The 14,848-nt window shown below is 65.1% G+C and carries 15 protein-coding genes; 6 read left to right on the top strand and 9 right to left on the bottom strand.

Annotation, left to right across the window (positions count from 1 at the left end):
• Positions 1-45: 45 nt before the first annotated feature.
• Positions 46-636, bottom strand: a complete 591-nt coding sequence (locus tag WN73_RS40875) for a TetR/AcrR family transcriptional regulator (protein WP_271557977.1) — start codon at positions 634-636, stop codon at positions 46-48.
• Positions 637-990: 354 nt separating this feature from the next.
• Here WN73_RS40875 and WN73_RS40870 point away from each other — a divergent pair, with 354 nt between their 5' ends.
• The 3 genes from WN73_RS40870 (at position 991) to WN73_RS40860 (ending at position 3,985) form a co-directional block, all read left to right on the top strand.
• Entirely contained in the window at positions 991-1,356 is a 366-nt protein-coding gene (locus WN73_RS40870; protein WP_011085182.1) for a nuclear transport factor 2 family protein, read from the top strand.
• 331 nt (positions 1,357-1,687) lie between these two features.
• Positions 1,688-3,649, top strand: a complete 1,962-nt coding sequence (locus WN73_RS40865; protein WP_271557974.1) for a putative bifunctional diguanylate cyclase/phosphodiesterase — start codon at positions 1,688-1,690, stop codon at positions 3,647-3,649.
• 186 nt (positions 3,650-3,835) lie between these two features.
• Positions 3,836-3,985 (top strand): hypothetical protein, encoded by a 150-nt coding sequence (locus WN73_RS40860; RefSeq protein WP_166466020.1) that lies wholly within the window; start codon positions 3,836-3,838, stop codon positions 3,983-3,985.
• A 6-nt stretch (positions 3,986-3,991) separates the two neighbouring features.
• Here WN73_RS40860 and WN73_RS40855 read toward each other — a convergent pair whose 3' ends face one another.
• From WN73_RS40855 to pgm, 5 genes are all read right to left on the bottom strand, one after another.
• Positions 3,992-4,435, bottom strand: coding sequence for a DoxX family protein (locus tag WN73_RS40855; protein WP_271557972.1), 444 nt, complete (start codon positions 4,433-4,435; stop codon positions 3,992-3,994).
• A 196-nt stretch (positions 4,436-4,631) separates the two neighbouring features.
• Positions 4,632-5,612: a PDR/VanB family oxidoreductase gene (locus WN73_RS40850; RefSeq protein WP_271557970.1), complete on the bottom strand. Its 981-nt coding sequence runs from the start codon at positions 5,610-5,612 to the stop codon at positions 4,632-4,634.
• A 5-nt stretch (positions 5,613-5,617) separates the two neighbouring features.
• Positions 5,618-6,376: a GntR family transcriptional regulator gene (locus tag WN73_RS40845; protein ID WP_060910794.1), complete on the bottom strand. Its 759-nt coding sequence runs from the start codon at positions 6,374-6,376 to the stop codon at positions 5,618-5,620.
• A 4-nt stretch (positions 6,377-6,380) separates the two neighbouring features.
• Entirely contained in the window at positions 6,381-7,430 is a 1,050-nt protein-coding gene (locus WN73_RS40840) for an aromatic ring-hydroxylating dioxygenase subunit alpha (RefSeq protein ID WP_271557968.1), read from the bottom strand.
• A 291-nt stretch (positions 7,431-7,721) separates the two neighbouring features.
• Entirely contained in the window at positions 7,722-9,368 is a 1,647-nt protein-coding gene (pgm, locus tag WN73_RS40835) for a phosphoglucomutase (alpha-D-glucose-1,6-bisphosphate-dependent) (protein ID WP_271557966.1), read from the bottom strand.
• A gap of 318 nt (positions 9,369-9,686) precedes the next feature.
• On the opposite strand from pgm, the gene WN73_RS40830 reads away from it, so the two are divergent.
• On the top strand, positions 9,687-10,073 hold the full coding sequence (locus WN73_RS40830; protein WP_028175093.1) for a c-type cytochrome: 387 nt from the start codon (positions 9,687-9,689) through the stop codon (positions 10,071-10,073).
• Positions 10,074-10,170: 97 nt separating this feature from the next.
• Entirely contained in the window at positions 10,171-11,310 is a 1,140-nt protein-coding gene (locus WN73_RS40825) for an alpha/beta hydrolase family protein (protein ID WP_271557963.1), read from the top strand.
• A 34-nt stretch (positions 11,311-11,344) separates the two neighbouring features.
• On the opposite strand, the gene WN73_RS40820 is transcribed toward WN73_RS40825, so the two are convergent.
• Positions 11,345-12,160, bottom strand: coding sequence for a response regulator transcription factor (locus WN73_RS40820; protein WP_011085173.1), 816 nt, complete (start codon positions 12,158-12,160; stop codon positions 11,345-11,347).
• 334 nt (positions 12,161-12,494) lie between these two features.
• Between WN73_RS40820 and WN73_RS40815 the strand changes: the two genes are divergently transcribed.
• Positions 12,495-13,343 carry an MBL fold metallo-hydrolase gene (locus WN73_RS40815; protein ID WP_271557961.1) on the top strand — a complete coding sequence of 283 codons (849 nt, stop codon included), beginning with the start codon at positions 12,495-12,497 and terminating at the stop codon, positions 13,341-13,343.
• Positions 13,344-13,355: 12 nt separating this feature from the next.
• On the opposite strand, the gene WN73_RS40810 is transcribed toward WN73_RS40815, so the two are convergent.
• Positions 13,356-14,246 carry an aldose 1-epimerase family protein gene (locus WN73_RS40810; protein WP_028175095.1) on the bottom strand — a complete coding sequence of 297 codons (891 nt, stop codon included), beginning with the start codon at positions 14,244-14,246 and terminating at the stop codon, positions 13,356-13,358.
• A 144-nt stretch (positions 14,247-14,390) separates the two neighbouring features.
• Positions 14,391-14,848: UDP binding domain-containing protein (locus WN73_RS40805; protein ID WP_271557960.1), on the bottom strand; the 458-nt coding region annotated here is incomplete at its 5' end.

Here is a 14,848-nt window from a genome sequence, read left to right as displayed (position 1 = left end):
TCTTCTTGTTGATGTGGGCGTTTCCAGATTCGTCACTTACCACGATCATGCGCGCAGACGCAGCGCCTCGACCAGCGACTTGAACGCACGGGCATATTCCGCGCCCGCCCTTGCGATATCGGCGCGTCCGGCGCAGGCGACCGCAGCCTCCGTGACCGCACCGAGCAGCAGCCGCGCCAGTGGCTCGACCGGCTGCCGCGCGATCAGGCCGGCCTCCATCGCGGCCGCGATCGCGCGCGGCAGCTTGCCGCCAAAATGCTGCGCGTCGATCTCTCGCCAACGCTCCCAGCCCAGCACGGCCGGGCCGTCGCGCAGGATGATCTGACCGGTCGGGCCCTTGGCGGTCGCTGCAAAGTAATGCTGGGTGCCGGCGACCATCGCGGCGAGCACGTCCTTCTCGGCCCGCGCGGTGCTGTCGATCTCCGCGACGAGGTCGCGCGAGACCAGGTCGAATACGGCCTCGAACACTGCCTCCTTGGTCTTGAAGTGATGGTAGACCGCGCCCTTGGCAACGGAGGCCGCTTGCGCAATCTCGTCCATCGTGGTGGCGGCAAAGCCCTGCGTCCCGAACAGGCGGCATGCCGCCGCCAGGATCGCCTCCGATGTCGCCGCCCTCCGCTCCGCCTGTTTCGCCATGTCGTCTCGTCTATAGCGCGGTGAGTTGAGATCGAAGCGAGTTCGGCCACGAGCGACGCTCTTTCCGTTCCCTCCCCCCTTGTGGGGGAGGGTCAGTTAGGGGGGTGCCACGCGGGGATTCCATCGATCGCGCATCCGTTCGGTGCATCATCAACCACTGGCACTCTTTGCTGAGCTACCCCTCTCCCTAGCCCTCCCCCACAAGGGGGGAGGGAACGCATCTTCGTTGAGGCACTAGCTGGGCTTCATCTCATCAATCTCGTGTAATCGAATTCGCTTCACGCAGCCAGTTGACTTTTCGACTACCGGTCGGTATTTACCGACCAACAGTCGGTTTTAATCGAAAGGTGCGCCATGCCGAGCCGTGAGATCGTCGAAGCCTTTGCGAAGCGGCTGGAGGATGGGGATTTCGTCGGCGCGATCGAACAATTCTATGCGCCCGACGCCGCCACCTATGAAAACAACGCCGCGCCGACTGTCGGCCGGGAAGCACTGGCAGCGAAAGAGCGCGGTGTGCTGGCAGCGACCAAGGAGGTCAAGGCCGCGCGCATCGGGCCGAGCCTGATCGAGGGCGACACTGTCGCGACACGCTGGCGGTTCAGCTTCACCAGCGCTGAAGGGGTCGTCCGAACGTTGGATGAGATCGCGTGGCAGACCTGGCGGGGTGACGAGTTGATCGAAGAACGGTTCTATTACGACCCGAAGCAGCTGGGGCGGTGATCGCGTCTCCCGGACACCGGTGTCATCGCCCGCGAAGGCGGGCGATCCAGTATTCCACCAGCGCCGGTGATTGATCCGATAGGCCGCGGCGTACTGGATGCCCCGCCTTCGCGGGGCATGACAGCAGAATTGGTGGCGAAATGTTCCTCGCGTTACAACCGTAACGCGGGGTGCCGCATTTGTATCGATTTGTTATCGATACTGTCGATTGGAACACGCAGAAGTGGTCGCGGCGACCGTGCCAAGCGGGGATAATTCATAGTTCGTCAAAGGTTTGCAGCGAATTCTCCCGATCGAGCCGGACGAACGGCCCATCCTGCTAGGCTCTGGAATGCGGACTCAACTGACCACCTATTTCGCGCGGCTGTTCGCCGGCGATCTGTCAGCGTTCGGCGGTCCCGCAACCGACGAGGCGCTGGCCGGTCACATCCGCGCAGAACAGATGTCGCTGGTGCTCGGCTATTCGGTCGGCATCATGCTCGCCAATGCCTGCAACGCCGCCGTGCTGGCGATCGCGCTGTGGCAGTCGCCGGACAGGGCGTTCGCCCTGATCTGGGCGGTCACCGTGGCCGGCGCCGCAATCGCGTTCGGTGTGCAATCCCATGCCTCGCGCCGCATCACCAAGCCGCAATTCGTCTCGCGGCGCGCCGTGCACCGGCTGGTGCGCAATGCCTTCGTGCTCGGGGCTGTCTGGGGCATCGTACCGGTCGCCTTCTTCGCCGACGCCGACACCGGCGGAAAACTCGTCATCACCTGCCTGTGCTCCGGGATGCTTGCCGGCGGCGCATTTGCCTTCGCCACGATTCCGATCGCGGCGATCGCATTCACGGCGCCCCTCTTCCTCGGGATCGCCATCTGCCTTGGACGCAGCAACGATGTGGCCTATTTGCTGATCGCCATCCTGGTGGCGGTCTACGGGACCGTGCTGCTCCGCGCCGTGTTCGTCAATTCGTTCTCGTTTGCGCGGCGCGTGATACGGCAGGTCGAGGCCGAGCGCACGGTGCGGCAGGATCCGTTGACGCATCTGCCCAACCGCTTCGCCTTCAACGAGACGCTCGATGCCGCCTTGAAGCGGCTGGCCCTGTCGGGCGAAGAGTTCGCGGTGCTGCTGCTCGACCTCGATCGCTTCAAGGAGGTCAACGACAAGTTCGGCCATCCCGCCGGCGACGAATTCCTGGTCCAGGTCGCAAGCCGCCTGCAACGCTGCACCCGCGCAGCCGAGCACGTCGCGCGCATCGGCGGCGACGAGTTCGCGCTGGTGATGGCCAATCTGGCACGGCCCGAAGATGCGCTCGAGATCGCCGAGCGCTTCGTCGCGTCGTTCGCCGAGCCGTTCCCGATCGAAGGCCGCCAGATCGTGGGCGCAACCAGCGTCGGCATCGTGCTGGCGCCACGGGACGGCAACGCGGCGCTCGACGTCATGAAGAATGCCGACGCCGCGCTCTACCGCGCCAAGAAGGCGGGACCCGGCACGGTCTGTTTCTTCGAGGACAGCGACGACAGGGTGTCGCGCGACCGCAAGGCGCTGCAATCGGACCTCGAGGGCGCGATCGCCAGGGACGAGCTGTTCCTGGCGTTCCAGCCGTTCCTCGACCTCGCCGAGAACCGGATCACGGGCTTCGAGGCGCTGTTGCGCTGGCAGCATCCCTCGCGCGGACTGGTGCCGCCGAGTGAATTCATCCCCATCGCCGAGGAGACAGGGCTGATCCACGAGATCGGCGAATGGGTGATCCGGCGTGCCTGCACCACGCTGGCGGATTGGCCCGAAGAGATCAGGGTCGCGGTGAATTTCTCCGCGGCGCAGTTTCACAACACCGGCATCCTCCAGACCATCGTGCAGGCGCTGGCCGACGCGAAGGTCTCGCCCAGCCGGCTCGAGGTCGAGATCACGGAATCGATGCTGCTGTCGAAATACGGCTCGGCCGCGTCGATCCTGAACGCGCTGCTGCAACTCGGCGTCACCGTGGCGCTGGATGATTTCGGCACCGGGTTCTCGTCACTGACTTACTTGCGCAAGCTGCCGTTCAGCCGCATCAAGATCGACCAGTCATTCATCAGCGACATGCTGGTGCAGCCCGACTGTGCCGCGATCGTGAAGTCGGTGATTTCGCTCGCACGCGACCTGCGCATCGCCGTGGTCGCCGAAGGCGTCGAGACTGCCGACCAGCTCGAATATCTGCGCCAGATCAGTTGCGACGAAGTCCAAGGCTATCTGATCAGCCGGCCGGTGTCGGCCGATGGCGTGCTCGCGCTGCTCGACACGAAAAAGTTGGTGGCGACCTACGCGGCGTAGAGCATACAGTCGGAAAGTCGCCGGTATCATGGGATTGGTCTGCTTCCATGACCTAAGGCTACCCGCTGTTCTGAGAGTGGTTTCCGAGTGTTTCGGCGCGCTACCTCTAAAGATGACTTGCTGTGTCGGCTCCACTAAGCAACACTTGCCCCCATTTCAGAGTAGTCATTTTTGAGGGGCATCATCATGCCTGAGATATTTGACGTCGTGCTGTGGTGTGCCGCGCTTGCGACATGGCTGATGCTTCTGTTCGCCTTCCTGAGCAAGGCCCTGAAACCGCTCTCAAAGAGCGTCCGCCGCGTGATCGCGGAAGCTTTCAAGCCCAACTTGAAGTGATGTCGGCTACGATGCCCGATCGAAACTGAACCGGCCTGCCCCGGTGACGAAGATCAACATCGCGCCTCCCATGATCGAGATGTTCTTCAGGAAATGGTTGTATTGACCAATCTGCTGCGCGCCCGCGGGATACTCCCAGTAGCGGTGCGCGATAGCCGTTGCCGCCACGACGAACACAAACGTCAGAATTGCACAGTAGCGCGTGCCGACGCCCAATATCAAACCAACGGATATCAATACTTCCAGTGCGATGTTCGTCATGGTGAACAGCTCAGGTGCTGGAAGGTGCAGGGACCTCAAATAACCCACGGAGCCGCTGAAGTCGGATATTGCTCCGTAGGCGCTTCCGACGAATACCCATGCGAGCAGAACGCGGCCGATCAAGATCAGCGAGTCGGCACTCCCTGTGGCGAACTCATCGACTGCCCGCGAGACCGAATTGGATTTCATGGCAGAACCTCCACCCTTGTTGTCCAAGACCGGCTGAACACTTTGACTGCCGAGAGCAATCCTATCATGATTGGTGGACCGTACGAAGCGCTCTTGCCGGCTCGTTGGCGCGGCAAACGAAGCCCGCTTCGTCACGCAGAGCGGATGCGCAAGCCTTCAGGCCGATCGCGTTTTCCGGGTACGCCTTCCAGCCCGGTCAGATCGCGTCCGCGCGCAGCAACGTGTCCACGGTGATGGTGCCGCGGGCACGGGAGACGCAGGCGCAGATCTTCTGGTTGCTCTGTTTTTGATGGTCGCTGAAGAAGACGTCGCGATGGTCGATCTCGCCGTCGACCTCGACCACGTCGATGGCACACAGCCCGCATTCGCCGCGCCTGCAGTCATACATCACGTCATGCCCGCTGGCATTGAGCACGTCCAGCATCGAGCGCTCGCGGGGAATTTCGAGCTCGATGTTCGTGTCCTTCAAGCGCACGCGAAACGTCTCGGTCGGCAGCGTGCCGCTGGAGCCGAAGGTCTCATAGCGGAGATCGGGAAGCGGATGGCCGGCGCCGATCCAGGCGTGGCGCGCGGCATCCAGCATCCGCATCGGGCCGCAGAACACCGCCAGCGCACCTTGCGGCAGTGACGCGAACAGCGCGTCGAGGTCGAGCCGGCGGCCTTCGTCGCTCGCATGGACCACCAGGCGGTCGCCGAGCATCCCGGCGAGATCGTCGAGATAGGCGGCCTCGCTACGCGAGCGCACGGCATAGTGCAGCGTGACGTTTGCCCCTCGCCGCGCCAGCGCCTGCGCCGCGCCGAGAATCGGGGTGATGCCGATGCCGCCGGCGATCAGGCAATAATTGTCGCGCGCCCAGTCGACCGCGAGCAGCGAGGCGGGCTGGGTGATGTCGAGCCGCGCGCCCGGCGCCAATTGCCACATATAGCGCGAGCCGCCGCGGGAATCCTCGGCGCGGCGCACCGCGATCCGCAAGCCACGCGAGGAGGCCTCGCCGACCAGCGAATAGGACCGCGTCTCCGGCAGGCCGTCGATGGTCACGCTGACATTGATGTGGCTGCCGACCGGATAGGCGGCGCCGTCGAACTGGTCGGGCAGGATCAGGAATTCGCGGATGCCGGGCGCAAGGTCACGCGTCGAGACGAGCGTCGCCGGGGTCCAGGTTTCGATGAAGCGCATGGTGACTAGCCCTGGTCGGTTGCGGTCTTGATCAGCGCGAGCGCCGGCAAGAGGTCGAGATGGGTCCGGTTGCGCAGCGCGAGCCGCAGGTTGCGCACGGCGAGCCGCGCGTGCTCGCGCATGATCGCTTCGGCGCGCGCGCCCTCGCGGTTTTCGATGGCGTCGATGACGACGCGGTGATGCTCCTGCCCGATGATCAGGATCTGTTGGGCTTCGGGCAATGCGGATTGCGCCATCACAAAACCGCTTGGCGAGGCGAATGGCAGCGCGGAGGCGCGGTCGATCTGCCGGATCAAGGGCGGGCTGCGCGACAATTCCGTCAGCAGCGCGTGGAAGCGCGCGTTCAGCGTGACATAGGACGAGAAGGCGTCGACCGAGATCGGCACCTGGCGCAGCAATTCGTCGATCGCGGCGAGACATTCCTTCAACGGCTCGAGCTCGCGCGCGGAGACGCCGCGCTCGGCGGCAAAGCGCGCGGCGAGTCCTTCTAAGGTGCCGCGCAGCTCGATGGAATCGGAGATGTCGCGCTCGGAGAACGCCTTCACCATGAAGCCGCCGGAGGGGATCGCCTCGAGCAGGCCCTCCTCCTCCAGCCGCACCAGCGCCATGCGCACCGGCGTGCGCGAGGCACCCGTCGTCTCCACCGCCTGAAGCTCGGAGATGCGCTCGCCGGGACGCAAGGACCCCGACAGGATCTGGTCGCGCAGTGCGAGCTGCGCCTTCACGGTCTGCGAGACGGAGCGGTCGACCTCGCGCTCGGCCATATCGCTACTCCGCGGCCCGAAGGTGCTGCGGCGCGTTTTCCTTCGCCACCATCTTGTCGATCAGCTTGCGCGTCCACATCGCACCGGCGTCGATGTTGAGGTTGTAGAAGACGCGATCCGGGTTCTCGTCCATCGCGCGCTGCTGCGCTTCGAGGATCAGCTCGTCCTCGTGGAAGATGCCGGAGACGCCCTCGCGGATTTCGGTGGTGATGCGCTGCTCGCCGATCTGATAGTTGCGGACGAAGGCCCAGAAATAGTGACAGGTCTTCTCCGTCTCCGGCGTGATGGTGTTGAGCACGAAGCCGTTGACGCCCTGCGAGCGGTCGCCTTCCGGCGCGCCGGTGCCTGTCGGCGCCACGCCGACGTCGATAGCGATGGTGCAGGGCGCCTCGAAGCGGATGATCTGCCAGCGGTCGACGAGGCCGGGCTTGCCGAGCTGCTTGGCCCAGAACGGCGGCGGCTCGATGTTCCGCATCCAGCGCGTCACCGTCACCGTCTTCTCGCCATGGGTGACGTCGAACGGGGCTTCGGCGACCGCGTCGTTGCCGATCGAGGAGCCGTGCACGAAGGTCTCGTGGGTGAGGTCCATGAGATTGTCGAGCACGAGACGGTAGTCGCAATTGACGCGGATGGTCTTGCCGTCGCCGGCCCAGGCCGGATCGTGATTCCAGTGCATGTCGGGCACGAGCGCGGGATCGGCCAGCGCGGGGTCGCCCATCCAGAGCCAGATGTAGCGATGCCGCTCGACCACGGGATAGGCGCGCACGCAGGCCGAGGGATTGATGGTCTCCTGCGAGGGCATGAAGGTGCAGCGCCCCTGCGCATTGTACTTCAGGCCGTGATAGCCGCAGACGACGGTGTCGCCCTCGAGCCGGCCCTTGGACAGCGGCACCAGGCGATGCCAGCAGGCATCCTCGAGAGTTGCCACCGCGCCGTCGGCCTTGCGGTACATCACGACGTGCTTGCCGCAGATCGTCCGCGGCAACAGCGCCGGCTTCACCTCAGCGTCCCAGGCGGCGGCGTACCAGGCGTTCATCGGGAAGGGTTTTGTCATCGGTCTCACTCCCACCGCTTATGAATACGTTATGTATACAATAGAGGAGGGAAAAGAGCCATTCAAGGCCGAAATAGCCCTACTAAATTACCATTATAGGCTATCCAGTATACATCCTCACCGCATATGGCCTGAGAGCTTAGTCACGAGCGCCTCAATAGCGTCATGGCCGGGCTTGTCCCGGCCATCCACGCGTTGCCACGCGGTGTGAAGAACGTGGATGCCCGGGACAAGCCCGGGCATGACGATCTATCGTGAGCGCGTGTGATTTTGCTCTGCTCTTAAGGGCAACTACACCCCGAACACCTTCGCCAGCCCGGCCTGGGCCTCTTCCTGAATCCGCTTCAGGTGCTCGGTGCTGCGAAAGCTCTCCGCGTAGATCTTGTAGACGTCCTCGGTCCCCGACGGCCTCGCTGCGAACCAGCCGAAATCGGTCTCGACCTTGATGCCGCCGAACGGCTGGCCGTTGCCGGGCGCCTTGCTCAGCGTGGCGCGGACGGGATCGCCGGCGAGATCCTTCAGGCCGAGCTGCTCGGGCGTGACGGACTTCAAGATGTTCTTCTGCGGTGTGGTCGCCGCGACGTCGATGCGCGCGTAATGCGGCACGCCGAACTCGGCCGTGAGGTCGCCAAACAGCTGACTCGGATCGCGGCCGGTCTTCGCCATGATCTCGGCGGCGAGCAGGCCGAGGATGATGCCGTCCTTGTCGGTGGTCCACACCGTGCCGTCGCGGCGCAGGAACGAGGCCCCCGCACTCTCCTCGCCGCCGAAGCCGAAGCCGCCCGTGAGGAGGCCGTCGACAAACCATTTGAAGCCGACCGGCGTCTCGACCAGCTTGCGGCCGAGTTTCTTGGCCACGCGGTCGATGATCGAGCTCGACACCACGGTCTTGCCGATCGCGGCGTCCCTGCCCCAGTTCGGGCGATGCGCGAACAGATGCGAGATCGCGGTCGCCAGATAATGGTTCGGATTCATCAGGCCGCCGGTGCGCGTCACGATGCCGTGGCGGTCGGCATCGGTGTCGTTGGCGAAGGCAACGTCGAAGCGGTCGCGCATCGCGATCAGGCTCGCCATCGCGTAAGGCGAGGAGCAGTCCATGCGGATCTTGCCGTCCCAGTCGACGGTCATGAAGCGGAAGGTCGGATCGATCGCCTCGTTCACCACGGTGGCCTTGAGGCCGTAGCGCTCGATGATCGGATGCCAGTAATGCACGGCGGCGCCGCCGAGCGGATCGATGCCGATATTGATGCCGGCGGATTTGACGAGATCGAGATCGACGACGTTGCCGAGATCGGCGACGTAGGGCGTGATGAAGTCGTAGGCGTGGACGGTCGCGGACTTTTTTGCCCTGGCATAGTCCATGCGCGCGACGCCCTTGAGCCCGTCGGCAAGATAGGCGTTGGCACGCTTCTCGACGACGGAAGTCGCATCGGTGTCGGCCGGGCCGCCATGCGGCGGATTGTATTTGTAGCCGCCGTCTTCCGGCGGATTGTGCGAGGGCGTGACGACGACGCCGTCCGCGAGGCCCGACGTGCGGCCCTTGTTGTAGGTGAGGATCGCGTGCGAGATGACAGGCGTCGGCGTGTAGCCGCCGTCCTTGTCGACCATGACGTCGACGCCGTTCGCCGCGAACACCTCGACGGCGCTGACCAGCGCCGGCTCGGCCAGCGCGTGGGTGTCGATGCCGATGAAGAGCGGGCCGGTCAGCCCCTTCTCCTTTCTGTAGTCACAAATTGCCTGCGTGGTCGCGAGGATATGGCCCTCGTTGAAGGTGTTCCTGAACGAGGTGCCGCGATGACCGGAGGTGCCGAACGCCACCCGTTGCGCCGGATCAGCCACGTCCGGCTTGCCGGCGAAATAGGCCGTCACCAGCCGCGGAATATTGGCGAGCGCGCTCGGCGCAACCGGCTTACCCGCCGCGGGATCGACTTCTGCCACTGCAACTCCCCTGTACCCTTCGAACGACGCACTAGAACACCATACCATCGGTCAGCCCGTCGCCAAACCGGCCCGATGCCGCGCTCCGGTCAACGATCAACCGACAACGCCAATCCGCACAGGATGATCCATGGCGATTACGCATGGCGCGCCCTCGTACTTTGGTCCCGGATATCGGTTGATGCAGGACAAAGACGCCGCCGCGCCGCGTGGGGCACGCTGCTTTCCGATTGATAAACGAAGGCGGGGGATTTGCGGGATTAGCCGCCTGATCCCTTGGCTGATTCCTTGGCTGATTCCGTGGGGGAGTAGACTAAGATGACCGGTCGTCTGATCTTCGTGCTCATGCTGGCCCTGACCACATCGTCTTTGGCCACGTCGTCCGCCTCCGCCGCGGAGGGCGATCCGGCGAGGGGCAAGGCCGTCTTCCAGCGAACCTGTGAGAACTGCCACGCGGCGGTGATCGGGGTGAACAAGGTCGGCCCAAGTCTCTGGAATGTCATCGACCGAAAGCCCGCAATCGTCCCGGACTTCGCCTATTCTGATGCAATGAAGGCCAACAAGCAGGCCTGGACGCCAACAACGCTGGACGCCTATCTCGCAGACCCCCGCGGCGACGTCCACGGCGTCAAGATGTTCTTCAAGGGGCTGCCGAACCCCGCAGACCGGGCCAATGTCATCGCCTATCTTCAGACGTTGAGATGAACGATCGGGGCGGACGCTAGATCGATCCGGACAACGCCCGTTCGCCGGGTCATGCGGTTCTGTTATGATCCGCGCGGCCACGGAGAATCATCCACGCATGGACCTCGCGCGCTGGCATCTGCCCGTGCTTATCTTGCTCGCCATCGCGGGGGCTGCGGCTCGCGCGAACGCCGCCGAGTTCTACACCGAGGATCTGCGCATCCCGATGACGGAGGCCGGGCCGCAGGGGCTGGAAGCTTTCCTGGTGCGCCCGGCGGGGACGAAGCGCTATCCGCTCGCGCTGCTCAGCCACGGCTCGCCGCGCAATTTCGACGACCGCGCGACCATGTCCGCGCACAAATATTACGGCATCGCGCTGGAATACGCCCGGCGCGGCTTTGCCGCGCTGATCGTGATGCGGCGCGGCTACGGCACCTCGCCCGGCGGACGCGTCGACAGCGTCGGCGGCTGCGCCAACGCGGCCTACCTGCCCGCGGCGGCGGTTGCGGTCGCGGATTTGCGCGCGGCGATCGATGCGATGGCACGTCGGGCCGACGTCACGACGTCGGGCATGATCGCGGCCGGCCATTCCGCCGGCGGGCTCGCCACCGTCGCGCTGACGGCGCAGGCGCCGGCCGGTCTCGTCGCCGCGATCAGCTTTGCCGGCGGCCGCGGCTCGCGCGACGACGACGACGTCTGCAACGAGGGTCGGCTGGTGCAGGCCTTCGCCACCTTCGGCAAGACGTCCCGCGTGCCGATGCTGTGGGTTTACGCGACCAACGACCTGTTCTTCGGGCCCGATCTCGCCCACCGGCTCTATGACGGGTTTCGCGGCGGCGGCGGCAACGTGAAATTCGTCGCGGCGGCGCCCTACGGCGACGACGGCCATTATCTCTATTCCGTGGCGGGCCGTCCGCAATGGACGCCGTATGTGGACGCCTTCCTGCGCGAGCGCGGGCTCGGCCACGACGTCCTCAGTCCGCCCGATCCGCTGCCGCCGCCGGGCCAGCTCAACGAGGCCGCGCGCGCCGAGTTCGCGCGCTATCTCGCCAGCACCGTGCCGCACAAAGCTTTTGCGGTGTCGCCCAACGGCGGTTACGGCTGGCGTTCGGGGCGCGCGACGGCCGACGATGCCCAGCGCGATTCGCTCGGCGCCTGCATGAAATGGTCGCCCACCTGCACGCTCTATGCGGTCGATGACCGTCTGGTCGGGGCCGCGCAAAGGACAATAACGGACCAGAGCGCCCGCGCGCGGTAGGCGCGAGGGCGATCAGGTCTTTCGACGGATGAGGCTAGAGCCGTTCGCTGAGCGCGAGCTTGTAGCCGACGCCGGTGACGGTCGCGATCACGGGCGTGCCGCTGCCGACGAGCTTGCGGCGCAGCCGCGCCACCAGCGCATCGACCGTGCGGATGTCGACCTCGGCCTGGCGGTTGCTGACGACCTCGATCAGATAGTCACGGCTGAGCGGCCTGCCGTCGGCGCCGACAAGCGCCGCCAGCAGGTCGAACTCGGCCCGCGTCAGCGACACCGGCTTGCCGTCGTTGCCGAGCAGCTCGCGCCGCGTCAGGTCGATGATCCAGTCGCCGAAGGCGATCGAATTGTGGTTGCGCGCCGCCTTGCGGTCGATCGAGCGCCGCCGCAGCACGCTGCGGGCGCGCGCAAGCAGGTCGCGCAGATTGATCGGCTTGGTGACGTAGTGGTCGCCCGCGATCTCGAGGCCGAGGATGCGATCGACGTCGGTGTCGCGGCGGGTCACGAAGATGATGCCCGCGTTGCTGGTCGCCTGGATTTCCTTGGCGAGCTCGAAGCCGTCGCCGTCGGGCAACTGCACGTCGAGGAAGATGAGGTCGGCGCGCCCACGCAGCGCCTGGCGGCATTCCGCGCAGGAGCCGGCGCCGACCACGTCGAAATTGTTCTCGCCGAAGTAACCGACCAGCATCGTCCGCGTCACCGGATCGTCTTCGACGACGATCAGCCGCTCGCGGCCTGCGGGACGCACGTCCTGACGTGCGGGATCAGCCACGATGGTGGATGTCCTGTGTGCTTGCGGGCCAGCCTGAAAATTCAAGTCGTCGCGCAACGCGCTGTCCTGTGAACGAACATTCACAACTGGTTCGAGCCCCCGAAATTGCCTGCTGGAATACTAGGCGTGTTGTGTTGCCTAAACAATATTGGTCACAGTCTCGACGTATAAAGTATGAATTGGCCCACAATTCTCATCCCGCGCATCATCGCGCAGGCACGGCTCGCGCGAGCGCCGGGAGCCGGCCCAAGACGGGCGACCGCGCACATCGGGACCCGGATTCAACCACCGGCTTATGCAAAGAAGCCCGTCACTTCGGAGAAACGGCAACGCCTCCGACCCCCGATGCGGCTTGCCCCGCCGCGGACTTCAAATCTAATGTGAGTCCCCGGGGGATCTGGACGCTGGAGTAGGCGCCATGGAAGTCATACTGCTCGGCACCGGCGGCCCGCGCCCGGACCCGCGCCGCATGGCGACGACCACGCTGATCAGGCTCGGCGAAGAGAACATCCTGTTCGACGCGGGCCGCGGCGTCATGGTGCAGCTCAGCAAGGCCGGCGTGCCGCTTGGCGCCATCAACACGGTCTTTCTCACCCATCATCACTTCGATCACATCGGCGACCTCTACGATGTGATGCTGAATTCATGGATGCACGGGCGCAAGGACGCGCTGCACATCTATGGGCCGCCGGATACCGAACGGCTGGTCAACACGCTGGTCACACAGGTCTACGACAAGGACATCACCTGGCGGGATCGGGGCGAGCCGACCTTCGGCGGCTGGAAGCCGGTCATCGCAACCGACATCATTCCGGGCCCGGTTCTCGACACCGGGCGCTGGAAGATCAGCGCCGAGCTCGTCTCGCATGGCGATGGCCTCGACATGCCGCCGGCCTTCCTCGCGCGCTGGATGTGTCTCGGCTACCGCTTCGAGGCAGAGGGCAAGGTCATCGCGATATCCGGCGACACGGTCCCCTGCCCCGGCCTGGAGCGACTGGCTGAGGGAGCCGACCTGCTGGTGCAGTGCTGCTTTCTCGCGACGCCGGAGATCAACAACGAGCACCTCCGCCGGCTTGCGAAATTCACGATCGCCTGCGGCGACACGGTCGGCAAGGTCGCGGCCAAGGCCGGCGTGAAGAAGCTCGCGCTGACCCATCACCGGCCGCGCACCGACGATTCCATGCTGAACGCGCTGCTCGCGGATGTCCGGCAGGACTATTCGGGTCCCGTCGTGCTCGGCGAGGACCTCACGCGGATCGAGGTCTGAAGGCCACCGATCTCAGGACGATGCGACCTCGATCCGGAACGACAAGCGCTCTTCGGCGCCGGCTGCGATATGCATCAGGCCGGGCTTGTCACTGAACGCGCCGTCGAAGCCGGCCGGGCTGGCATAGCCGCGCCATGGCTCGATGCAGAGGAACGGCGCGCCCGATGGTTTCGACCAGACGCCAAGCTCGCGAAAGCCGCGCCAGGACATCTTTAGCCAGGGCCCGCTGGATGCACTCGGCCCGGCCGCATAAAGCACCGAATTGCTGTCGATGCGATCGAAGATGATGGCGTCATCGACGAACAGGGATTCGGACAAGGGGAGCACGGTGCCGCTGACGGGACTTGGCTCCGTTGCCGCGCGCAGCAAGCCGCCGTCGAGACGGCGGACGGGCGACGACTCGGCGTTCGCGAAGGTCAGCGCATAGTCTTCCTTGGACACGCCGGGCTCAAGCGGCCAGTTGAATGCGGGATGGCCACCGAGCGAAGCCGGCAATGTTTCCTTGCCGGTGTTGGCGATCGTGAGCGAGAGATCGAGACCGGCGTCGTCGATCGCATAGGTGGCCGTCAGGCGGAACGCGAACGGGTAAAGCGCGCGCGTCGTCTCGCTGTCTTCGAGCACGAGCACACAGCGGCTCTCGCCGCGCTCCGCCCACGTGAAGCGGCTGTCGCGCGCAAAGCCGTGCTGGGTCATCCGGTATGTCTTGCCCCGGTGCCGCAGCTCGTCGTTGGCGAGACGCCCGACGATGGGAAACAACAGCGGCGCGTGGCGCGGCCAGGCCGGTGCGGCCTGCCAGACGAATTCGAGGCCGGCATCGCTCTTCAGCGAGCACATTTCGGCGCCGTGCGCCTTGATGGTCGCGGTCAGCCCGCCGCTGCGGATCGAGTGCGTGTCGTCGGTCATGACAATCTCCATAGCGGCAGCGAGGCCGACGGGCCGGGCGCGACCGCTTCGTGTGACCGATCATATCGCATCGAAGACGATTTCGCCCGCCTCGGGACGAGGCGGGCGAAAGGTCGCGAAGCTCAGTGCCCCGCGGCTCGTGTACTAGGCCTGAGACGACGGACGGCCGACGCTCTCGTAGGTGAAGCCGGCGGCGTGCATGTCTTCGGGGCTGTAGATGTTGCGGAGGTCGACGACGACGGGCTGCGCCATGACACTCTTCAGCCGGTCGAGATCGAGGCCGCGGAACTGCACCCATTCGGTGACGACAACCAGCGCATCGGCGCCTTGCGCACAGGAATAGGCGTCCTCGCAATAGGTGATGCTGGGCAGCTCACTCTTCGCCTGCTCCATGCCGACGGGATCGAAGGCCTTCACCTTGGCGCCCATGTCGATCAGGCCGGTCACCAGCGGGATCGACGGCGCATCGCGCATATCGTCGGTGTCGGGCTTGAAGGTGAGGCCGAGCACGGCGATGGTCTTGCCGCGCAGCGAGCCGCCAAGCGCCTGGCTGACCTTGCGCGCCATCGCGCGCTTGCGGTTCTCGTTGACGGCCAGCACGG

Source organism: Bradyrhizobium sp. CCBAU 45394 (genome assembly GCF_028128655.1).
GTDB classification, from domain to species: Bacteria; Pseudomonadota; Alphaproteobacteria; order Rhizobiales; family Xanthobacteraceae; genus Bradyrhizobium; species Bradyrhizobium diazoefficiens.
Note: the sequence above shows the minus strand (reverse complement) of the source record. Positions and strands in the feature narration are given on the sequence as shown.